We start from the raw sequence: 21048 nt of genomic DNA on the forward strand, positions 1-21048 counted from the left end.
TGGCGCTCGCGACAGGAGCGCTGCCATGCTGAAGATCTGGGGACGACACAATTCGAGCAACGTGCGCAAGGTGCTGTGGTGCGCCGAGGAAGCCGGGGTGCCCTATGCGTCGATCCAGGTTGGCGGCGCGTTCGGCGGGACCGACGATCCGCACTACCGCGCGATGAATCCCAACGGCCTGGTGCCGGCGATCGAGGACGACAGCTTGGCGCTGTGGGAATCCAACGCCATCGTGCGCTACCTGGCCGCGCGCTATGCCTCGGGCACGCTGTACCCCGGCGATCCGGCCGCGCGCGCGCTCGGCGACAGATGGATGGACTGGACCACCTCGACCTTCGCCGGCCCGTTCCGCGATCTGTTCTGGGGCACGCTGCGCACCGCGCCCGAAGCGCGCGACGAAGCCAGGATCGCCGCCGCATTGGCGCGCTCGGGCGAACTGCTGGCGCTCGCCGATGCGGCGCTGGCGCAGCAGCCGTGGCTGTCGGGCGCGCAGTTCGCAATGGGCGACATTCCGCTGGGCAGTTTCGTCTACGCGTGGTTCGAGATGCCGATCGAGCGGCCCGCGCTGCCGCATCTGCAGGACTGGTACGCGCGCCTGCAACAGCGTCCGGCCTACCGCAAGGGCGTGATGACGCCGCTGACCTGAGCATGGCCTCGTCCGCGGCCGCCGCGCCGCGCCGTGTTCACGGCGGCGGCCGTTCCGGTAGCGCACTCCCGACATCCGACGGCAAGGAGCCGCCAGCTTGATCGAAACCCCGAAAATCGTGTTGTGCATTCCCGGTCCGTGGCAGGACCGCTCGGATCTGGTTGCGCGCATCGTCCGCGACAGCGGCGGGTATCTGTTCGCCGGGCGGGTCCTGCTGCATACGCAAAGCGGCGACGCGTTCGAGCTGCAATACGAGCCGCACGACCCGCGCATGGCCGCGGCGTTCGTCGCCGCCGGGCCGCATTGGCTCGATTCCGAGGAGATGGCGCGCATCCACGCGCATGTCTCGGTGGTGTACCTGATCGGCGATGGCGGTTCCAAGGTGCGCGCCGAGGCGATGATGCTGGCGGCCGCGGCGCTGCTGGACGCCGGCGGCCTCGGAGTGAAGGTCGAGAGCAGCGGCGTCGCGCACGGCCCAGGGGCATGGCGCCAGCTGTGCGCGGACCTGGGCTTTTTCAGCGCCCATCGTGCCTATGTATTGAACCTCACCGGCGAGCAGGTGCATTCCTGCGGCATGCACCATTTCGGCATGAAGGACGCGATCGTCGCTGCGCAAGCGGCAGACGACCCGGTGGCGCTGCTGCACACCTTCACCTGGTATCTGTTCACCGAAGCGCCTCCGATACGCGAGGGCCACACCTTCGCCGTCGCGGAGGATGCGCCGCGCTATCGGCTCGAGGCCGAACCCAGCGCCCAGTTCCAGCCCGGCGACCTGTTCGCCAATCCCTACGGGCTATGGCGGCTGACGCCGTTGTGAGCCGGCACCTTCGCCTCCGTGCACGCCCTCCTGTAGGAGCGGCTTCAGCCGCGACAGGGAGCCCAGCGCCGCCATTGCTGCATCACGCGCTATAGCACCCGAAACCCTCAGCGCGACGGATGCACCGTCGCTGCCACCAGCCGCATCACCAGCGGCCGCACCACCAGGATGCAGCAGAACGCGGTCGGCATCGCCAGCCGGTACGCCCCGAGCACGCGCTGCAGATAGCCGTCGCCGAGCCCGGCGTTGGCCGCGGTGATCACCAGGCACATCAGCATGGCCATGATCGCGGCCATGTAGAACGCGAACACGAACGGGGTGGTGCGCACGCCCAGTTTCGGGCGGCGTGGCGCGGCGATGTCGACATCCTGCATGGGCGATACCTCGGTGGTCGTTGCGGCCGAACGGCTCGGGAGGCGGCACGTTAGCAAGCCGATCGCAGCGCCAGTAGGCGAGGGCGGCTTGCGACTTTGTAAACTGCAACTTACGAATGCATCGCGTATATCGGCTCTCGCAGTGAATCTCCTTCAGTCCATCCGCAGCTTCATCCACACCGTGGAGGCCGGCAGCGTCGCCGGCGGCGCCAAGACGCTGGGCGTGAGCGCGGCGGCGGTGAGCCAGAACATCGCGCGGCTGGAGGCGCACCTGGGCGTGCGCCTGCTCAACCGCAGCACGCGCAGCCTGGCGCTGACCGAGCGCGGCGCGCTGTACCTGGAGCAGGTCAGGCAGGTGGAGCAGGATCTGGAGCGCGCGCGGCAATCGGTCGCCGACCCGCATGCCGAGCCGGAAGGGCGCCTGCGCGTGGCCAGCACCGCCGCGTTCGGCCGGCATGTGCTGGCGCCGCTGCTGCCGGCGCTGGCGGCGCGCCATCCGCGCCTGTCGATCGAGCTGCTGAGCGCCGATCACCGCGTCGACCATGCGCAGGAAGGCGTGGACGTCAGCATCCGCATCGCGCCGCAGCTGCAGGACGGCCTGGTCGCGCGCTGCATCGCCGCGGTGCCGTTCGTGTTCTGCGCCGCGCCCGACTATCTGGCGCGTGCCGGCACGCCGACGACGCCGGAGCAACTGAAGGGCCACGCCTGCCTGCTGCTGCGCTGGGCGGTGGACGGCCGCTATCTGCGCTGGGGCTTCGTCCGCGACGGCGTGCGGTTCGACGCGGAGGTGACGCCGGCGCTGGTCGGCGACGACATCGACGCGCTCGCCGGCATGGCCGCGGCCGGCGGCGGCATCACCCGGCTGGCTGCGTTCGTGGCGGAGCCCTACCTGCAGCGCGGTGCGCTGCGCGCCCTGTTCGAGTACGACGCCACCGGCGCGGTCAACGCCGCGCCCGAGCCGATGCGGCTGTACCTGTGCGTCGCCGACCGCCGCGATTTCACGCCGAAGGTGCGTGCCTTGCAGGAACACATCGTCGCCGGCCTGCCGCCGGCATGGCGCGTGGCGAGCGCCTAGCTCCGCGCGACAGGCAGCGCGTTACGGCCTGCCGCCGGCCACGGCCGGCGCCGCCTCGCGCGCCGCGGCGCGGCGCATCACCCAGTTGAACAGCGGCGTGGCCATCAGCGTGGACACGATCGCCATCAGCACCAGGATCGAGAACAGGCCCTGTTCGATGACCCCGGCCTGCAGGCCGATGTTGATGATGATCAGTTCCATCAGCCCGCGTGCGTTCATCAGCGCGCCGATCGCCATCGCGTCGCGGTTGTTCTCGCCGCTGGCGCGCGCCGCGGCCCAGCAGGCGATGCCCTTGCCCAGGAACGAGGCCAGCAGGATCGCCACCGCCGCGATCAGGATCTGCGGGTCCAGCAGTACGCTGAGCTGGGTCTTGAGCCCGGAGAAGGTGAAGAACATCGGCAGCAGGAACACCACCACGAACGGCTGCAGCTGTTCGCGCAGTTTCTCGGTCAGCGCGCCCTTGGGCAGGCAGGCGCCGAGCAGGAAGCCGCCGAACACCGCGTGGATGCCGATCGCGTCCATCGCCCAGGCGCTGAGGCAGAACAGCATCAGCACCACCGCCAGCACGCTGGCGCTGAGCGGCTGGTCGGGACGCACGTGGTCGGCCAGGCGCCGCAGCCAGTGGCGGCCGACCAGCATCATGAACAGCGCGTAGCCCACGCCGCCGCCGATCGCCAGATAGGCGCTGTTCCAGCTGCCGCCGAAGCTGGCCAGCACGATGGCCAGGATGCACCAGGCCGCGGCGTCGTCGACCGCGCCGGCGGTGAGCGCCAGGGTGCCGAGCGGACTGCCGGTGAGGCCGCGCTCGTGGATGATCCGCGCCAGCATCGGGAAGGCGGTGATGGCGATGGCCGCGCCCAGGAACAGCGAGGCTTCCAGGACCTTGGCCTTGGCCGAGAACAGGCCGGGGGTGTGCAGCAGCCACGGCACCAGCGCGAACGCGAGCACGAACGGCACCGCGATGCCGGCCAGCGATACGGTCATCGCGCTGCGGTAGCGGGCGCGGAAATGGTCGCCGCGGAAGTCGGTGCCGACCAGGAACATGTACAGGCCCACGCCAAGTTGCGCGGCCACGTACAGCATGTCCAGGGTCTGTTTGGGGAACAGGGCCTGCTGCACGTCCGGCAGCACCAGGCCGAACAGCGACGGCCCCAGGGCCACGCCGGCGATCATCTCGCCCACCACCTGCGGCTGGCCCACGCGCTTGGCGAGCAGCCCCACCAGCCGGCACACCAGCAGGATCGCCGCCGCCTGCAGAAAGAAATACACCGACATCTGCGGGGTGGTCATGGGCGCACATCCTTGATAGGTCGGCGGATGATAGGAGCGCGGCGCCAGGAAATCCACGCATGCCGGCCCCCCTCCGCACACCGGCTGGCGCGGCCGCGGGCCGGCGCGGGCGTCCAGGCGGGCGGCGGCGGTACTTTCGGCACTGATCGCGCCGCGCCGGATGCAGTGCTATGCGCGCAGGCGCATCCGGCCGTGGCGGCCGCGGGGCGACTCACCCACCCCGATTGCAGGAGAGAGCGATGAGCGAGGCATGGACGCGGCGGCGATGGTTGGGGCTCTCCGGCAGCGCCTTGCTCGCCGGGTTGCTGCCCGGCACGGCGCCGGCAGGCCGGGTTGCGGCCTCGGCCGCGGCACCCGCGGCGAAGGACGAGGACGCGAGCGAGGCCGCGGCGCTGTACCGGCGCGCGCTGGTGCTCGACGCCAATACCCTGGCGTCGATCGGCCAGGTGTTCGGCAGCGCGGACGACACCGCGCGGCTGCGCCAGTTGCGCGCGTCCGGGGTGAGCGCGCTGAAGACCACGCTGGGCGACGCCGACGGCGACTTCGAGGCGGCGGTGCGCGACATCGCCGCCGCGCAGGCGCTGGTCGAGAACCAGCCGCAGCACTTCCTGAAGGTAGTGCAGCACGACGACCTGCAGCGGGCCAAGCGCGAGGGCCGGATCGCGCTGATCTTTTCCTTCGAATCGGCCTCGATGCTGGAGGACAAGCCCGAGCGCATCGACCTGTTCCGCCACCTCGGCGTGCGCGTGATGCAGCTGTCCTACAACCGCGCCTCGCCGTTCGGCATCGGCTGCCTGGACGGCGATACCGGCGGCGTCACCGCGCTCGGGCGCGAGGCGATCGCGCGGATGAACCGGCTCGGCGTGGCACTGGACCTGAGCCACGCCAATGCGCAGACCACCCGCGACGGCATCGCGCTGTCGCAGCGCCCGCCGGTGATCACCCACGCCGGCTGCAGCGCGGTGTTCGCGCATCCGCGCAACAAGCGCGACCGCGACATGCGCGCGCTCGCCGACAAGGGCGGGGTGATGGGCATCTACATGCTGCCGTTCCTGACCGAGGAGCGCCGCCAGCCGCAGCTGGCCGACTACATCCAGCACATGCGGCATGCGCTGGACGTGTGCGGCGAGGATCACGTCGGCATCGGCACCGATTCGCTGTTCTTCCCGGTCACCGCGCAGGACGTGCGCGACATGGACCTGCTGATGCAGCAGCGCCGCCGCGACGGCGTCGGCGCGCCGGGCGAGAACCGCACGCCGTACCTGCCCGACGTCAACACCCCGCGCAAGCTCGAACGCGTGGCCGATGCGCTGTTGCGCCACGGCTACGGCGCACGGGTGGCCGAGAAGGTGCTGGGGCTGAACTTCGACCGGGTGTTCGGCGAGATCTGGGCGGCCTGACGCGCGCCGCTAGGCATGTGCCGTCTTTCAGGCGTTCGTGCCTGCTCTCATCGTTCCTCAACACTGCCGCGTTCCTCCGCTTCGATGCCGACGAGGTGCGTTGAGAAGCGCGCGCGATGCGTGCCTGGATTGGTGCCGAACTGGCGTCGAAACGCGCGTCGCAGCTTCTGTTCGTCGCCATAGCCCACGTGCAAGGCGATGCTCTTCAAGGGCAGCTCGGTTTCCTCCAGCATGCGGCACGCCGCCTCCAGTCGCATCAGCTCGACCGTCTTGGCAGGTGTGCGCCCTACCTTGGCAGCATAGATGCGCGCGAAGGTTCGCGGCGCAATGTTTGCATGCTCGGCGAGCCGCGGGACCGACAGGTCCGCGCCCAGATTCGCAGCCATCCACGCGTGCAGCTCGACGAAGGCATGATCCCGCGTCTGCGCCGCCAACGGCACGCTGAACTGCGATTGCCCGCCTGCGCGCTTCATGAACACCACCATGTGCCTGGCCGCATCGATCGCGATACGCGGGCCATAGTCCTGCTCTATCAGCGCCAACGCGAGATCGATTCCCGAACTCACCCCGGCCGAGGTCCAGAGATTGCCATCGCGGATGAAGATGCTGTCCGGATCGACATTCAGTTGCGGATGCCGGCGCTTCAATTTATCGAGCCAGGCCCAGTGCGTCGCCACGCGCCGGCCATCGAGCTGGCCGGCGGCTGCCAGAAGGAACGCGCCCGTACAGACGGAACAGAGCCTGCGCACCGATCCGGCGCGCGCGGCGATGAAATCGCGCAACGCGGGCGTGACCTCGAACTCCTCGCCCGCACAGCCGCCCGGTGCGATCAACGTGTCGATCGCGACGTTCGCCAGCGCGGAGACCGCGACGGTGACCACGGGCAAGCCCGACCCGGTGACGATCGGGCCGCCCTGTGCCGATGCCACGATCGGGTCATACCGTGCCGGTGCCCCCGGTTCCGCGCTCCGGTTGGCCGTGGCCAGCGCCTGCAACGGACCAGCGAGGTCAAGCAGGTTCATTCCGTCGTAGGCCAGAAGCACCACGCACAGCGGTCCCGGCGGCTGTCGCGCGAGATCGATGCCGATGGGCTTTCCATCCAGGGAAGCTGGAACACACCGAGCTGGCAAAGACGTCATGGGCTATCGTCCGATCGCGGCATGTGGCCACTGTGTGCCCTGGATTGGATCGCGCCAAGGGAGGGAAGCGCGAAGGTCACCGTGCCGCCTTCAGGTCGCCCCACGGATACTCCATGCCAAGCGCGGACAGACGCGCGGTGCCGCTGCCATAGCGCTGGGCGATCAGATCAAACGCGGCAGGGAACGCCTTGCCGGCAGGGGCGGCCTCGGCCACTACGATGCGCACGTCCGGAGTCGAGGACGACGTCGCCTGTGCCTGCACGCGCAGGCCGCCGCGCAGCCGTACCGGGCCGGCCGTGTCGGAGACAAGGCGTACTTCGTTGCGCATCGTGCGCGACCATGCCTCGGCGTGCAGCGACAGCGCCACCTCGTCGTCATCGTCTTGCACCTGCAGCGCCACCACATCTTCGCGCTTGACGCGCATGTTGGCGCGGTGCGTCGCCCGGTCCGTCGGCAGAACCTTGAACATGTCGCTGTCGTGTGCGGCTTCCCATGACGCAACGCCCAGGCGGTCGGCAGTCGCGTGCGCCGTTTGCGGTCCCGCGATCGTCTCGACCAGCGCAAGGCTGATCGGCAGCGCGGCAGAGACCCCGGCGCTCGAGGCGACGTCGCCGTCGGCCACATAGCGCAGGTTCGTCAGCCAGGCGACCTGCGGGTATTGCTTGCGACGATCGCCCAGCGAGGCCCAGTGGCCCGTGGCGTGGCGACCGTCGAGCGCGCCGATCTCCGCCAGCAGCTCGACGCCGTCGCAGATCGACACCAACGCGGCGCCGTGCGCGCGTTGCGCCCGCAACCAGGTCGTTTCCTCGGCGTGCTTGTCCGCTGTCGCCGGTACGATCACGTAGTCGGCGCCATCGGGGTAGACCTTGTCGAACGCGGCAACGGTCATGTCGGGCAACAGCGTGAGCGGGCCAGCCTTCAACGGGTGGTCCGTCATGTTCAGGGCGATCACGGTTGCCGCGCCGGATTGCGCGAGCACGCCGTATGGCACGACGAAGTCCGACAGCACGGTCGTGTCCTGGGCGACCACGGCCACCACGGGGAGCGCGTCCGGATGCTGGCGGATGTGGACGATAGGCAAGCCCGTCACCCGAGCATTCTCTGGCTGCCGTGTCGCCGGGGAGCCGGCGGCGGCAATCGACCCGCACACAGCGAAGAGGCCGGCGACGGCGAGAAGGGCGATGCGGAAGCGGAGACGGAGACGTTGCGACATGGTGAGATCCGGTGTGGTCGGGCTCCCACTGTCTCGGGATTCACGCTTGGCTTAAAGGTCGATCTTCCTTCATTTTCTGCCAAGAAGGGAAGCAAGGGGCCGGAACTCTTTCCCTTCCGGCTGTCGCCCATGCCGGCTGCAGCGCGGTGTTCGCGCATCCGGGCAGCAAGCGCGACCGCGTTGGCCGACAAGGGCGGGGGTGGACATCGACATGCTGCGTTCTGATCGAGGACCGCCGCCAGCGCAGCCGGCCGATCATGGCCGCCTGACGCGCGCCGCGGCAACACTGGCAAGCGGCAGGCGCGTCGTTGCACGCGCCGCGCCGGAGTGTTCCAGTGGCGTGGCGCCGAATGCATTGACCCGGCTGTGGAGCAGGTCCAGACTTGCGCCCTCATCCACCGTATCGCTCGCCCTCCCATGCCGCACGCGCCGCTGCTGATATTGCCGACCGACACCCTGCGCGCCAGCGCAGGCCGGGTGCGCCTGCCTGATGGGATGGACAACGCCGAGCCGTAGCGCTCCGCCGCCGCCGATCCGCGCAGACAAGCACCCGATGGGTGCTTTTTTATTGCCTTTTTCCAGCTGTCCCACCTCCGAAACGCGAAGGAGAACGTGCCATGCACTACGCCGCCGAACCGAAACCCTAGCCGCATGCCCACGCGCCAACCGGGGCATGCGGCCTCCCCGTTGTTGGCACTGGAACCCATCTCATGAACACCCAAACCCTTTCCCGCTGGCGCAACCTCGGCATCATCGCCCACATCGACGCCGGCAAGACCACCCTCACCGAACGCCTGCTGTGGGCCACCGGCGCGATCCATCGCGTCGGCGAAGTCCACGACGGCGCCGCCACCACCGACTTCTCCGACATCGAACGCGCCCGCGGCATCACCATCGGCGCGGCCGCGGTGCAGGCGCAGTGGTCCGCGCGCGGGCAGCCGGCGCATCGGTTGACCCTGATCGACACTCCCGGGCACATCGATTTCGCGATCGAGGTGGAACGCTCGCTGCGCGTGCTCGACGGCGCGGTCGCGGTGTTCTCTGCGGTCGACGGCGTGCAGCCGCAATCGGAAACCGTGTGGCGCCAGGCGCGCCGGCACGGCGTGCCGCTGCTCGCGTTCGTCAACAAGATGGACCGCGCCGGCGCCTCGTTCGAAGGCGTGCTGGCGCAGCTGCGCAGCAAGCTCGACGCCACGGTGTGGGCGGTCGGCGTGCCGCTGCCGGGCGAGTCCGGCTTCGACGGCTGGGTCGACCTGGTCGGCCGCCGCGTGCTGGCGTGGGACGGCGATGGACGCATGTCCGCGCGTGCGTGGACGACGGACGACGCTGCCGCGTTCGCCGAGGCGCGCGAGCGGTTGATCGCCGCGGTCGCCGACCACGACGACGCGTTGGCCCAGGCCTATCTGGAAGAGCAGGCGATCGACGACGACGCGCTGCGCGCCGCGCTGCGTCGCGCCACCCTGGCCGGTGCCGGCGTGCCGGTACTGGCCGGCTCGGCGTTCAAGAGCAAGGGCATCGAGCCGTTGCTGGACGCGATCGTCGACTGGCTGCCGTCGCCGCTGGACCGCCCGCCGGTGCCGGCGACGCGCGACGCAGATGACGCCAGCGGCACGGATGCCGCGCACGCCACGCAACTGGCGCCGGATCCGTCCGCTCCGCTGGCGGCGCTGGTGTTCAAGGTCGCGCATACCGCGCAGGGACCGCTGGCGTTCGTGCGCGTGTATGCCGGCACCTTGCGCGTCGGCGACACGGTGTGGACGTCGCAGGCGCGGCGCTTGCGCCGGGTCGGGCGGCTGGCGGTGGTGCAGGCGCAGCGCACCCACGACGTGACGCAGGCCGTTGCCGGCGAGATCGTGGCCATTCTCGGCTGGAAGGACGCGGCCAGCGGCGAAACGCTCAGCGGCGGCGACGCGCGCTGGGTGCTGGAAAGCATCCGCACGCAGCCGCCGGTGCTGGCGTGGCGGCTGGGCGCGGCCAATGCCGCGGAACTGGTGCGGATGGGGCAGGGACTGGCGCGGCTGGCGCAGGAGGATCCCTCGTTCCGCGTCGACAGCGATGCCGAGACCGGCGAAACCCTGGTCTGGGGCATGGGCGAGCTGCACCTGGAGGTGATGGTGGAGCGCCTGCGCAGCGAGTGGCACGTGGACGTGCGCACCGGCGCGCCGCGCGTGGCCTACCAGGAAACGCTGCGTGCGGCGGCGGCCGGCGTGGTCGGGCGGCTGTCCAAGCAGAACGGCGGCCATGGCCAGTTCGCGCAGGTGGTGCTGGACCTGGTGCCGCGCGCGGACGGCGAGGTCGTGTTCGTGGACCGCAGCCGCGGCGGCGTGGTGCCGAAGGCCTTCGTCGCCGCGACCGAGAAGGGCGTGCGCGCGGCGCTGGCGCAAGGTCCGCTCGGCTACCCGGTGGTCGGCGTGGAGGTCGCGCTGGTCGATGGCCAGGCGCATGCGGTGGACTCGTCGGACATGGCGTTCCAGCGCGCGGCGTCGGAGGCGGTGAAGGCGGCGCTGGCGCAGGCCGGCACGCTGCTGCTGGAGCCGGTGATGGCGCTGGCGATCGACACCCCGGCGGCCAGCGTCGGCGACGTGCTCGGCGACCTGCAGCGGCGCGACGGGCGCGTCGTGGCGATCGCCGAACACGGCACGCGTGCGGACGTGGTCGCGCACGCGCCGTTGGCGCAGTTGCAGGCCTACACCACCGCGTTGCGTTCGCTGACCCAGGGACGCGCGTCGGCGAGCATGACCTTCGACGGCTACGAAGCGGTCAGGGCGGCGTAGACCGCCCGCCAGCGGAAGACATTGCACGCGCTCGAGGAGCCGGTTCGCCGGCTCCTCTTTTTTTGTCCGGCGCTTGCGCGCGGGCCGCGATCCGGGCTTCATAGGCGCCCTCCGACCCAGGAATCGTGCATGCGCCGACTCGTTGCCGTTGCCATCCTCGCCGTGCTGCCGGCGCTCGCCGCGGCGCAGGCGCCGCCGTGCGCGACGCCGCTGCAGGTGGCCGAGCGGCTGTACCAGGCGCGCGATTTCTATTGGCGGCCGCAGAACCTCGACGGGCTGCTGACCCCGGCCTTCGCGCATGCGGTGCAGGCGGAGATCGCCTGCGCCGAGCGCGAGGGCATCTGCCGCCTGGACTACGACCCCTGGACCAATGCGCAGGACGGCGACATCCAGGGCAAGCCGCGCTTCACCCTGGTGTCCGGCGGCTCGCTGGCCACCGTGCTCGAGGTCCGCGTGGACTACCGGCTGGCGCTGGGCGCGGCCAGCGAACCGGGTTCGCTGAAGATCGAACTGCGGCGCCGCGGCAACGGCTGCTGGGCGGTCAGCGACCTGATCTCCCCGGACGGCGACTCGCTGTTCGCGCTGCTGTCCGAAGCGCGGGACTAGCGGGCGCAGGCGCAAAAAAACCACGCCGACCTGCGTCGGCGTGGTGCGGACGACCTGCCCGCGCCTGCAGCGGGAGGGGATGGCGCGACGGCGTCCGCCGACTATTGCAGTTTCAGCATCACGATCGCCTTGGCCGGCAGCGCCACCTTCAGCGTGCCGCCCTGCAGGCTGGCGCCGCCGAACGCGGCCGGCTTCACCGCCTGCGGTTGCTCGAAGGTGTTGAGCGCGGTGATCTTCGGCGCGGTGAGGATCTGGCCGCTGACGCTGCTGGCCTTGACGCCGTCCACCTTGACCTCGACCTCCGCGGCGCGGTTCGGGTCCAGGTTGGTCAGCGCCACGTAGACATGGCCATCCTTCGCCTTGACCGCCGAGCCGTGCACCGACGGCACCGTGTACTCGCCGTGCTTGTAGTCCGGCGTCTTGATCTGCAGCGGCAGCGCGGTCGCGTCCTGGTACGGCTTGTACATCGCGAACACGTGGTAGGTCGGGGTCAGCAGCATCTTGTCGCCGTCGGTGAGGATCATCGCCTGCAGCACGTTGATCATCTGCGCGATGTTGGCCATGCGCACGCGCTCGGCGTGCTGGACGAAGATATCCAGGTTGAGCGAGGCCACCAGCGCGTCGCGCAGCGTGTTCTGCTGGCGCAGGAAGCCCGGGTTGACGTTGGGCAGGCCGCTGTACCAGGTGCCCCATTCGTCCACCACCAGCGCGACCCTCTTGTCCGGGTCGTACTTGTCCATGATCGCGCTGTGCTTGCTGATCAGTTCGTCCATCAGCAGCGTGCGCGACAGCGTCTCGATCCACGCGGTCTCGTCGAAATCGGTGGAGGAGGCGCGCGGCGGCCAGCCGCCGGGGATGGTGTAGTAGTGCATGCTCAGCCCATCCATGAACTTGGTGGCCTCGCGCATCATCACCTCGGTCCAGTGGTAGTCGGCATCGCTGGGGCCGGGCGCGATCTTCATGATCTTCTGTCCGGCCGGCGCCTTGACGAAGGTCTGGTAGCGGCGATACACGTCGGCGGCGTATTCCACGCGCATGTTGCCGCCGCAGCCCCATAGTTCGTTGCCGACGCCGAAGAACGGCACCTTCCACGGCGCATCGCGGCCGTTGCCGCGGCGCTGGTTGGCCAGCGTGGACTTGGTCGGCGCGGTCATGTACTCGACCCACTGCGCCATCTCGTCCGGCGCGGCGTCGCCGACGTTGCCGGCCACGTAGGCCTGGGTGCCGACCAGCTCGGTGAAGTCCATGAATTCGTGGGTGCCGAAGCTGTTGGGTTCCTCGACGCCGCCCCAGTGGCTGTTGATGCTGATCGGGCGCTTGGCGCGCGGGCCGATGCCGTCGCGCCAGTGGTATTCGTCGGCGAAGCAGCCGCCGGGCCAGCGGATGTTGGGCACCTCCAGCGCCTTCAGCGCCGCGACCACATCGTTGCGGTAGCCGCGGGTGTTGGGGATCTTCGAGTCCGGCCCGACCCACACGCCGCCGTAGATGCCGGTACCCAGGTGTTCGGCGAACTGGCCGAACAGGTTGCGCGAGACCTGCGGACCCGGCTGGTCGGCACGCAGCGTGCCGCGCACCTCGACGTCGGCGGCCTGCGCCAGACCGGCGCCGAGCGTCAGCGCGGCCACGGCGACTGCCAGCGGCAGGCGGTGCCGCCAGCGCAGTGCAGCGTTCTTCAGTGAGCGGGTCGAGAGCATCGAGGGTCTCCTAGGCGGATGGGATGACGGCGCGGGTACAGGCACCGTGTCGGTGGGAGCGAGCATGACCGCATGCGGCGGCGGGACGTCGCAAGGTGGTACGAACATGGCCACCAGCGGCATCGCCGGTAGCGGGACGCGGCAGGTGGCGGTATCGGCGCAGATCGCAGTCCTTGTGATCGGTGGTGATGCAGCGGCACGGCGGCCGATCGCGGGTCCCCGGCATCGGTTCGAGCATAGGCGGGCCGGTGCGGTACGACCAATGACGTAAATCCTCGCTGCTATAGCCGATGCGCATTGCTGCTGCCGTGGCGCTCCCCGATGCGCAGATCGAAGATAGGGGAGCGGTGGATGGCCGACCAATGATTTAAATGGGCGAATCGATACGGGGATTGCAATGATGCGATGCCGCAGATCCAGGCATTCTGTGTTGCACGGCACGCTCTTCGCGGCGTCGTGCAATCGTAAGCGCAGCGTGGCTTGGTAGCGCATCGCTGCGGTGCTTCGCGGCGATGGCTTGCGACCGGCTGCGCTGGTTATGCTGCGCGGCCCGTGCGAAAAAACGCGTCCGCCCACCGCACCCAACCAGGACTTCCCGCATGTCATCGATCTTCGGCCAGCTTCCCGACGGTACCGCCATCCACCGCCTGGTCCTGGACAGCGGCGAAGGTCTGCGCGCGGAATTGCTGACCTACGGCGGCCTGCTGCGCAGCCTCAGCCTGGACACCGCGCAAGGCCGCACCGAACTGGTGCTCGGGCTGCCGACGCTGGACGCCTACCTGCACGATCCGGCCTACCTGGGGGTGCTGGTCGGCCGCTTCGGCAACCGCATCGCCGGGTCGGCGTTCAACGTCGACGGCCAGCGCTACGCGGTGACCGCCAACGAGGGCGCCAACCACCTGCATGGCGGCGCGCTCGGATTCGGGCGCCGGGTATGGACGGTCCAGGCGCAGTCCGGGCACAGCCTGCAGCTGGGGTACGACTCGCCGGCCGGCGAGGAGGGCTATCCGGGCACCGTGCGGGTCAGCGCCGAGTTCACCCTGCACGGCCGCACGCTGGAACTGCAGTTCGCCGCGCAGACCGACGCGCCGACCCCGCTCAATCTCACCCACCATCCGTACTTCAACCTGGCCGGCGACCGCGGCGTGGCCGCCGCCGCACAGCGGCTGCGGGTGCCGGCGGATCGCTACCTGCCGGTGAGCGACGCGGCGCTGCTGCCGAGCGGCGAGATCGCCAGCGTGGCCGGCACGCCGTTCGACTTCCGCGCGCCGCGCGCGGTCGCCGACAAGGACAACGCGGCCGATCCGCAGCTGCGCCTGAGCGGCGGCTACGACCATTGTCTGGTGCTGGCCGAGCCGCGCGACTGCAGCGCCGTGCTGTATTCGCCGCACAGCGGCGTGGCCATGCGCATCGCCAGTGCGATGCCTGCGCTGCAGCTGTACGAAGGGCACTGGCTGGACCGCCAGCATCCGGGCCTGGGCCGCGGCGTGTGCCTGGAGCCGCAAGGCTATCCGGACGCACCGAACCAGCCCGGCTTCCCCGACACCATCCTGCGTCCCGGGCAGGTCTACCGGCACCGCATCGAATACCGCTTCGCCGAGGTCGGCGCGGATGCCGACTGGGAAGCGGTGGAGGCGGCGCTGGCCGATTGAGCGATACAGGGCAAACAGCGCAATCCCTGTAGGAGCGGCTTCAGCCGCGACAGAATGTTTCCGCAGCCGACATTTCCTCGGCGCCGGTGTCGCGGCTGAAGCCGCTCCTACAGGGGATGCATTGGCATCCCGAAGGCCAACCCGCAATCGTTACTGCGGATGCCCGAGCACCAGTTCGATCACGAACTTGCTGCCGAAGAACGCCAGCAGCAGCAACAGCATCGCCGCCAGTGTCCAGTGCACTGCCTTGATCCCGCGCCAGCCGTAGCGCCAGCGGCCGAACAGCAGCGCGCCGAACACGATCCACGACAGCACGCTGAGCACGGTCTTCTGCACCAGCCGCTGCGCCAGGAAATCCTGCACGAACAGCACCCCGGTCAGCAGGGTCAGGGTCAGCAGGATGAAGCCGACCACGATGGTGCGGAACAGCAGCGTCTCCAGCGCGGTCAGCGGCGGCAGCGCGCGCAGCCACGGGTGGAAGTCGCGGCGCCGCAGCGCGCGCTCCTGCAGCCACAGCATCACCGCCAGCAGCGCGGCGATGCCCAGCGTGGCGTAGGCCAGCAGCGCCATCCACGCATGCAGCTGCAGCCGCCAGTCCAGCATCGGCGCCGGTTCGTGGCCGTGCGAGTGGTAGGCCAGCAGCAGCGCCGCCGACAGCGGGAACACCACCACGCCCAGCGCCGCCATGCGTCCGCTGGCGCCGACCAGTGCGGTCATCAGCGCCATGCCCAGGCTGACCAGCGACAGCGCGGCGAAGAAGTGCATGTCCGGCCCGCCAGCGGTGTGCAGCGCCACCTGCACGTGGTAGCCGGCATGCAGCGCCACCGCCGGCAACGCCGCCCACAGCCAGCCGCGGCTGCGCTCGACCCGATCGCGCACCACCGAGCCGACCAGCAGGCCGGTGGCGGTGAGGTACAGCAGGGTGGCGACGAGGACCAGGAGCATCGGGCCAGTTTCGCATATCGGGCCAGGGCTGGTGTTTGCGGCCGGTTGGCCGGACGCGGCTGCCGGCGCCGCGTCCACGGCGTGCGCTGCGCGTCCGCGGCGACGCCTTCGGCCAGCGGCGCCAGGTCGGGCGCCGGCCTGGCGCGCCGGCGCCGGGGCGGGCCGCCGTCTCCGGGATCGCCGGCCGGCGCGGCTATAATCGACGACCGTTTCCCGTCTGCGACCCGCCCGCATGTTCGAATCCCTCACCCAACGCCTCTCCGGCACCATGCAGCGCCTGCGCGGCCGCGGCCGCCTGACCGAGGAGAACATCCGCGAAGCCACCCGCGAAGTGCGCATTGCGCTGCTCGAGGCCGACGTCGCGCTGCCGGTGGTGCAGGCGCTGATCGAGCGCATCAAGGTGCGCGCGGTCGGCCAGGAAGTGCTCAAGAGCCTGACCCCGGGCCAGGCGCTGATCAAGGTCGTGCGCGACGAGCTGACCACGGTGATGGGCTCGGCCGCCAGCGACCTCAACCTCAACGTGCCGGCGCCGGCGATCGTGCTGATGGCCGGCCTGCAGGGCGCGGGCAAGACCACCACGGTCGGCAAGCTGGCCAAGCACCTGAAGGAAAAGCGCAAGAAGAAAGTGATGGTGGTCTCGGCCGACGTCTACCGTCCGGCGGCGATCGAGCAGCTCAAGACCCTGGCCGAGCAGGTCGGGGTGCTGTTCTTCCCGTCCGAGGCCTCGCAGCAGCCGGTGGACATCGTCCGTGCCGCAATCGCCGATGCGCGCAAGTCCTTCGTCGACGTGCTGCTGGTCGACACCGCCGGCCGCCTCGCCATCGACGAGGCGATGATGACCGAGATCAAGGCGCTGCACGCCGCGATCAACCCGGCCGAAACCCTGTTCGTGGTCGATGCGATGACCGGCCAGGACGCGGCCAACACCGCCAAGGCGTTCAGCGAGGCGCTGCCGCTGACCGGCGTGGTGCTGACCAAGACCGACGGCGACGCCCGCGGCGGCGCCGCGCTGAGCGTGCGCTACATCACCGGCAAGCCGATCAAGTTCATCGGCGTGGGCGAGAAGCCCGACGGCCTGGACGTGTTCCATCCCGACCGCCTGGCCAGCCGCATCCTGGACATGGGCGACGTGCTGTCGCTGGTCGAGCAGGTCGAGCACCAGGTCGACAAGGACAAGGCGCAGAAGCTCGCCGAGAAGGTCGCCAAGGGCAAGAAGTTCGACCTCAACGACATGCGCGACCAGCTCGAGCAGATGCAGAACATGGGCGGCATTTCCGGGCTGATGGACAAGCTGCCGGGCATGGGCCAGATCCCCGAGCACCTCAAGCAGCAGGTCGCCGGCAACAAGGACGTGCCGCGGATGATCGCGATCATCGGCTCGATGACCAAGAAGGAGCGGCGCAATCCGACCCTGCTCAACGGCTCGCGCCGCGCCCGCATCGCGCGCGGCTCCGGCACCCAGCCGGCCGACGTCAACAAGCTGATGAAGCAGTACCAGCAAATGGAAAAAATGATGTCGAAGATGGCCGGCGGCGGCATGAAGGGCCTGATGCGCGGCATGAAGGGCATGATGGGCGGCATGGGCGGCCGCGGCGGCCTGCCGTTCCGCTAAGCCTGGCCTGCTGCGCGCATGCGCGCAGCGCTCCGCCCCCGGTCGCGCCTTGTGCTCCTGCGCCCGGCGCGTCGTGGCGAACCGTTGCTGCGCCGCGACCGCGTCGGCGGCGATCTGTTCTCAACGAGGAAACCAGTGCGATGAGTGAGGATTCGGCCTATTTCGTGGGCGGCGAAGACGCCGCGATGCAGGCGGCGTACGTCGCCGCGCGCGGTACCTTCAAGTTCTTCTGGCGCGAGATGTCCTGGGAATACCGGCGCATCGTGCCGGGACTGGACATGGCGGCGGTGAAGCTGGCGTTCGCGACCGATGCCGCCGGCCACGACGCGCCGCCGGTCGAACACATGTGGGTCGGCGATGTGCAGTTCGACGGGGACACCGTCTCCGGCACGCTGCTCAACGATCCGGACCACATCGCGTCGCTGCAGGCCGGCGCCGCGGTCGCCGCGCCGGTCGCGGAGCTGGAGGACTGGATGTACGTCATCGACGGCAAGGTCTATGGCGGCTATACCATCGACGCGATGCGTCGCGGCATGTCGGCGGCCGAGCGCGCCGCGCACGACGCCGCCTGGGGCCTGGAATTCGGCACGCCCGGGCAGGTGCGGCTGGTGCCGGCGCCCAAGCGCGGGCTGTTCGCTGGCATGCTCGGCCGCAACGACGGCGCCGGGGACGATGCCGCAGCGCTGTCGCTGCGCGAGCACCCGATGAGCGAGAACATGGGCCCGCGCATCGACGAAGACCTGCGCGGCCGCCCCGAGGCGGTGCACGTGCTCGACGAGCAGGGCTGGACGCTGCTGCAGCGCGACGCGCTGGCCGGCAACTACCAGCCGGTGGCGATGCTGTTGCGGCACGGCGCGGACCCGTCGTTGCGCAACCCGCTGGGACGCACGGCGCTGGACCTGGCGCAGCAGATGCAGTGGCCGCGGATCGTGCAACTGCTGCAGCAGGGAGCCTGACGTGAGGCGCTCGGCGGAGTCCTCGGCGACACGGGCGCGGGCATCGGATTTCTGCCGGCGCTTCGGCCTGCGCACGCCGATCCTGTTGGCGCCGATGGCCGGCGCCTGCCCGGTGCCACTGTCGGTGGCGGTCGCGCAGGCCGGCGGCATGGGCGCGATGGGCGCGGTGCTGTCGGCGGCCGCGGACATCGGCAGCTGGATGGACGCGTTCCGTCAGGGCAGTCCCGGGCCGGCGCAGGTCAACCTGTGGGTGCCCGATCCGCCGCCGCTGCGCGACGCCGCCGGCGAGGCCGCCACGCGCGATTTTCTGGCGCAGTGGGGGCCGCCGGTCGACGCCGCCGCCGGCGACGCCGGTCCGGCCGATTTCGCCGCGCAATGCGCCGCCGTGCTCGCCGCGCGCCCGGCGGTGGCCTCGTCGATCATGGGCCTGTTCCCGCCGGCCTTTGTCGCGCAGCTGCAGCAGGCCGGCATCGCCTGGTTCGCCTGCGCCACCACCCTGGACGAGGCGCTGGCGGCGCAGGCGGCCGGCGCCGATGCGGTGGTCGCGCAGGGCGCGGAGGCCGGCGGCCACCGCGGCGCGTTCGATGCGTCCCGTGCCGAGCGGCAGCTGACCGGCCTGTTCGCGCTGCTGCCGCGGCTGGCCGACCGGCTCGAGGTGCCGGTGATCGCCGCCGGCGGCATCGCCGATGGTCGCGGCACCGCCGCCGCGTTGACCCTGGGCGCCAGCGCGGTGCAGATCGGCACCGCGTTCCTGCGCACGCCCGAGGCCGCGCTCGCGCCGGCCTGGGCCGAAGCGCTGGCGCGCACCGAGCCGGAGCAGACTGTGTTGACCCGCGCCTTCTCCGGCCGCCTCGGCCGCGGGCTGGCCACCGACTACGTGCGCGCCGCGGCCGAACCGACCGCGCCGCCGCCGCGCCCGTACCCGGTGCAGCGCGGGCTGACCGCGCCGATGCGCCAGGCGGCCGCGCGCGAAGACCGGCTGGCGGCGATGCAGGCCTGGGCCGGGCAGTCGGCGTGGATGGCGCCGGCGCAGCCGGCGGCGGCATTGGTCGCGGCCTGGTGGGATCAGGCGCAGGCGCTGCTGTGAGCGCGCAGCTGTTCTGCGACGGCCGGCCGGCGAGCGCCGCCACGCTGGCCGTGCCGGCGCTGGTCAACTACGGCCACTTCAGCACCATGCAGGTCCGCGCCGGCGCGGTGCGCGGGTTCGACCTGCATCTGCAGCGGCTCGACGCCGCCACGCGCACGCTGTTCGGCAGCGAACTGCCGGCCGAACGCGTGCGTGCCGAGCTGCGTGCGGCGCTGGCCGCGTTCGGCAGCGGCGATGCCTCGCTGCGGGTCAGCGTATTCGCCCGCGATTTCGATGTCCGTCGCGCCGATGCGGCGTGTACGCCGGAGCTGCTGGTATCGCTGGCCGCGCCCGCGCTGCCGGACGCCACGCCGCTGCGGGTGCGCAGCGTGGCGTTCGCGCGCGAGCTGTCGCAGATCAAGCATGCCGGCAGCTTCGCCCTGTTCCACCAGCGCCGGCTGGCCCTGCAGGCCGGTTTCGACGATGCGCTGTTCGTCGACGCGCAGGGCCTGGTCGCCGAGGGCTCGATCTGGAACCTGGGCGCATGGGACGGGCAGGGCGTGGTGTGGCCGCAGGCGCCGGCCTTGCGCGGCACCCAGGAGCGGCTGCTGCAGGCCGGCCTGGCCGCGCTCGGCGTCGCGCAACGGGTGCGGCCGCTGCACCTGCAGGAATTGCTGGCCGGGGACTACGCCGTGTTCGCCTGCAATTCGCGCGGCCAGCAGGCCCTGGCCGCCATCGACGGGCAGGCGCTGCGGCCGGCCGCCGAGTTGTTGCGGATGCTGAACGAAGCCGCCGAGACGCAGCCCTGGCAAGCGATCTGATGGGGCAGGGGACGACTTGGCAGCGTTCCGGACGCCCGCTATAATCGCCGGCTTACCGCGCCATCCTGGCGACTGGGCAACACCGGAAACTCAACCATGGTCAAGATTCGCCTTACCCGTGGCGGCGCCAAGAAGCGCCCCTTCTACCACATCATCGTCACCGACGTGCGCAGCGCGCGCGACGGCCGCAACATCGAGCGCCTGGGCTACTACAACCCGGTCGCGCAGGGCGCCGAGCCGCGCATCGTGCTCGACCTGCCGCGCGTGGACCATTGGGTCTCCAACGGCGCGCAGCTGACCGACAAGGTGCGCAACCTGTATCGCGAAGCGACCAAGGCCCAGGCCACCGCGGCCTGATCCTGCGGGCCGCGCCTCCGGCGCGGCCTTTCGGTTTTCTGCACCTATGAAAGACAGCCAGCGCCGCATCCTGCTGGGCAGGATCCTGGGCGCCTTCGGCGTACGTGGCGAGGCCAAGCTCGAGTCGTGGACCGAGCCGCGCCTCGCCATTTTTCGCTATCAGCCCTGGATCGTGCGCAAGCCCGACGGCAGCGAAAGCAGCCTCAGCGGCGTGCGCGGCCGCGAATCCAGCAAGCATCTGGTGGTCACCTTGCCCGACGTCACCGATCGCGATGCGGTCGAGGCGCTGCGCGGTACCGAGATCTACGTGGCGCGCGACACCCTGCCGCCGCCCAAGCCCGACGAATACTACTGGGTGGACCTGGAAGGCCTGGACGTGCGCACTGTCGACGGCGTGGCCCTGGGGCAGGTCTCGCACCTGTTCTCCAACGGCGCCAACGACGTGCTGGTGGTGCGCGGCGACCGCGAGCGGCTGCTGCCGTTCGTGCAGCCGGACTACGTCAAGTCGGTGGATTTCGACGCCAACCTGATCGTGGTCGACTGGGACCCGGAATTCTAAGGGTGCCGGGGGCTTGCGCCGGCCCGACCGCCGCCTAGGCTCTCCGAGTCCC

Annotated in this window: 19 protein-coding genes; 13 read left to right on the plus strand and 6 right to left on the minus strand. The window is 70.4% G+C overall.

Translation table 11 applies throughout. From position 1 onward, the window contains the following. Positions 1-25 precede the first annotated feature (25 nt). Together NUG20_RS07075 and NUG20_RS07080 are read left to right on the plus strand one after the other, a co-directional pair. On the plus strand, positions 26-646 hold the full coding sequence (locus NUG20_RS07075; RefSeq protein WP_263397669.1) for a glutathione S-transferase family protein: 621 nt from the start codon (positions 26-28) through the stop codon (positions 644-646). A gap of 97 nt (positions 647-743) precedes the next feature. Then, positions 744-1463, plus strand: a complete 720-nt coding sequence (locus NUG20_RS07080; protein ID WP_263397670.1) for a DUF4261 domain-containing protein — start codon at positions 744-746, stop codon at positions 1461-1463. Positions 1464-1570: 107 nt separating this feature from the next. Here the strand turns inward: NUG20_RS07080 and NUG20_RS07085 are convergent, their stop codons facing one another. Further along, positions 1571-1837, minus strand: a complete 267-nt coding sequence (locus NUG20_RS07085; RefSeq protein ID WP_263397671.1) for a DUF2798 domain-containing protein — start codon at positions 1835-1837, stop codon at positions 1571-1573. 142 nt (positions 1838-1979) lie between these two features. Between NUG20_RS07085 and NUG20_RS07090 the strand changes: the two genes are divergently transcribed. After that, on the plus strand, positions 1980-2912 hold the full coding sequence (locus tag NUG20_RS07090; protein ID WP_263397672.1) for a LysR family transcriptional regulator: 933 nt from the start codon (positions 1980-1982) through the stop codon (positions 2910-2912). Between the two features lie 21 nt (positions 2913-2933). Here NUG20_RS07090 and NUG20_RS07095 read toward each other — a convergent pair whose 3' ends face one another. Beyond that, on the minus strand, positions 2934-4202 hold the full coding sequence (locus tag NUG20_RS07095) for a cation:proton antiporter (RefSeq protein ID WP_263397673.1): 1269 nt from the start codon (positions 4200-4202) through the stop codon (positions 2934-2936). A 239-nt stretch (positions 4203-4441) separates the two neighbouring features. Between NUG20_RS07095 and NUG20_RS07100 the strand changes: the two genes are divergently transcribed. After that, entirely contained in the window at positions 4442-5602 is a 1161-nt protein-coding gene (locus tag NUG20_RS07100) for a dipeptidase (RefSeq protein ID WP_263397674.1), read from the plus strand. A gap of 47 nt (positions 5603-5649) precedes the next feature. On the opposite strand, the gene NUG20_RS07105 is transcribed toward NUG20_RS07100, so the two are convergent. Then, positions 5650-6741 (minus strand): GlxA family transcriptional regulator, encoded by a 1092-nt coding sequence (locus tag NUG20_RS07105; protein WP_263397675.1) that lies wholly within the window; start codon positions 6739-6741, stop codon positions 5650-5652. Between the two features lie 76 nt (positions 6742-6817). Then, a complete protein-coding gene (locus NUG20_RS07110; protein WP_263397676.1) occupies positions 6818-7954 on the minus strand; it encodes a DJ-1/PfpI family protein in 1137 nt (378 codons plus the stop codon). Between the two features lie 710 nt (positions 7955-8664). Here NUG20_RS07110 and fusA point away from each other — a divergent pair. Together fusA and NUG20_RS07120 are read left to right on the plus strand one after the other, a co-directional pair. Continuing rightward, a complete protein-coding gene (fusA, locus tag NUG20_RS07115) occupies positions 8665-10728 on the plus strand; it encodes an elongation factor G (RefSeq protein ID WP_263397677.1) in 2064 nt (687 codons plus the stop codon). 129 nt (positions 10729-10857) lie between these two features. Next, entirely contained in the window at positions 10858-11334 is a 477-nt protein-coding gene (locus NUG20_RS07120) for a hypothetical protein (protein WP_263397678.1), read from the plus strand. 101 nt (positions 11335-11435) lie between these two features. On the opposite strand, the gene NUG20_RS07125 is transcribed toward NUG20_RS07120, so the two are convergent. Further along, positions 11436-13028, minus strand: coding sequence for an alpha-N-arabinofuranosidase (locus tag NUG20_RS07125; protein WP_263397679.1), 1593 nt, complete (start codon positions 13026-13028; stop codon positions 11436-11438). 599 nt (positions 13029-13627) lie between these two features. Between NUG20_RS07125 and NUG20_RS07130 the strand changes: the two genes are divergently transcribed. Beyond that, positions 13628-14680 (plus strand): aldose epimerase family protein, encoded by a 1053-nt coding sequence (locus tag NUG20_RS07130; protein WP_263397680.1) that lies wholly within the window; start codon positions 13628-13630, stop codon positions 14678-14680. Positions 14681-14830: 150 nt separating this feature from the next. Here NUG20_RS07130 and ccsA read toward each other — a convergent pair whose 3' ends face one another. Further along, the gene (ccsA, locus tag NUG20_RS07135) at positions 14831-15625 is read right to left on the minus strand and encodes a cytochrome C assembly family protein (protein WP_263397681.1); all 795 of its coding nucleotides are present in this window, start codon (positions 15623-15625) and stop codon (positions 14831-14833) included. A 232-nt stretch (positions 15626-15857) separates the two neighbouring features. Between ccsA and ffh the strand changes: the two genes are divergently transcribed. The 6 genes from ffh (at position 15858) to rimM (ending at position 20996) form a co-directional block, all read left to right on the plus strand. After that, positions 15858-17237 (plus strand): signal recognition particle protein, encoded by a 1380-nt coding sequence (gene ffh, locus NUG20_RS07140; RefSeq protein WP_009583057.1) that lies wholly within the window; start codon positions 15858-15860, stop codon positions 17235-17237. Between the two features lie 140 nt (positions 17238-17377). Beyond that, the gene (locus NUG20_RS07145; RefSeq protein ID WP_263397682.1) at positions 17378-18193 is read left to right on the plus strand and encodes a DUF2314 domain-containing protein; all 816 of its coding nucleotides are present in this window, start codon (positions 17378-17380) and stop codon (positions 18191-18193) included. 1 nt (position 18194) lies between these two features. Next, the gene (locus NUG20_RS07150; RefSeq protein ID WP_263397683.1) at positions 18195-19280 is read left to right on the plus strand and encodes an NAD(P)H-dependent flavin oxidoreductase; all 1086 of its coding nucleotides are present in this window, start codon (positions 18195-18197) and stop codon (positions 19278-19280) included. After that, complete coding sequence (locus NUG20_RS07155; RefSeq protein WP_263397684.1) at positions 19277-20080, plus strand: aminotransferase class IV family protein; 804 nt, start codon at positions 19277-19279, stop codon at positions 20078-20080. The genes NUG20_RS07150 and NUG20_RS07155 overlap by 4 nt, the downstream gene beginning before the upstream one ends. A 96-nt stretch (positions 20081-20176) precedes the next feature. Beyond that, a complete protein-coding gene (rpsP, locus tag NUG20_RS07160) occupies positions 20177-20437 on the plus strand; it encodes a 30S ribosomal protein S16 (RefSeq protein WP_039005630.1) in 261 nt (86 codons plus the stop codon). A 46-nt stretch (positions 20438-20483) separates the two neighbouring features. Next, on the plus strand, positions 20484-20996 hold the full coding sequence (rimM, locus tag NUG20_RS07165; protein WP_185813458.1) for a ribosome maturation factor RimM: 513 nt from the start codon (positions 20484-20486) through the stop codon (positions 20994-20996). Positions 20997-21048 lie beyond the last annotated feature (52 nt).

This window comes from Xanthomonas sp. CFBP 8443 (assembly GCF_025666195.1).
Taxonomy (GTDB): Bacteria; Pseudomonadota; Gammaproteobacteria; order Xanthomonadales; family Xanthomonadaceae; genus Xanthomonas_A.

Coding starts and splice junctions, on each gene's coding strand:
- NUG20_RS07075 (WP_263397669.1), top strand. CDS start 26: ATGCTGAAGATCTGGGGACGACACAATTCGAGCAACGTGCGCAAGGTG.
- NUG20_RS07085 (WP_263397671.1), bottom strand. CDS start 1,837: ATGCAGGATGTCGACATCGCCGCGCCACGCCGCCCGAAACTGGGCGTG.
- NUG20_RS07095 (WP_263397673.1), bottom strand. CDS start 4,202: ATGACCACCCCGCAGATGTCGGTGTATTTCTTTCTGCAGGCGGCGGCG.
- NUG20_RS07100 (WP_263397674.1), top strand. CDS start 4,442: ATGAGCGAGGCATGGACGCGGCGGCGATGGTTGGGGCTCTCCGGCAGC.
- NUG20_RS07105 (WP_263397675.1), bottom strand. CDS start 6,741: ATGACGTCTTTGCCAGCTCGGTGTGTTCCAGCTTCCCTGGATGGAAAG.
- NUG20_RS07110 (WP_263397676.1), bottom strand. CDS start 7,954: ATGTCGCAACGTCTCCGTCTCCGCTTCCGCATCGCCCTTCTCGCCGTC.
- fusA (WP_263397677.1), top strand. CDS start 8,665: ATGAACACCCAAACCCTTTCCCGCTGGCGCAACCTCGGCATCATCGCC.
- NUG20_RS07120 (WP_263397678.1), top strand. CDS start 10,858: ATGCGCCGACTCGTTGCCGTTGCCATCCTCGCCGTGCTGCCGGCGCTC.
- NUG20_RS07125 (WP_263397679.1), bottom strand. CDS start 13,028: ATGCTCTCGACCCGCTCACTGAAGAACGCTGCACTGCGCTGGCGGCAC.
- NUG20_RS07130 (WP_263397680.1), top strand. CDS start 13,628: ATGTCATCGATCTTCGGCCAGCTTCCCGACGGTACCGCCATCCACCGC.
- ccsA (WP_263397681.1), bottom strand. CDS start 15,625: ATGCTCCTGGTCCTCGTCGCCACCCTGCTGTACCTCACCGCCACCGGC.
- ffh (WP_009583057.1), top strand. CDS start 15,858: ATGTTCGAATCCCTCACCCAACGCCTCTCCGGCACCATGCAGCGCCTG.
- NUG20_RS07145 (WP_263397682.1), top strand. CDS start 17,378: ATGAGTGAGGATTCGGCCTATTTCGTGGGCGGCGAAGACGCCGCGATG.
- rpsP (WP_039005630.1), top strand. CDS start 20,177: ATGGTCAAGATTCGCCTTACCCGTGGCGGCGCCAAGAAGCGCCCCTTC.
- rimM (WP_185813458.1), top strand. CDS start 20,484: ATGAAAGACAGCCAGCGCCGCATCCTGCTGGGCAGGATCCTGGGCGCC.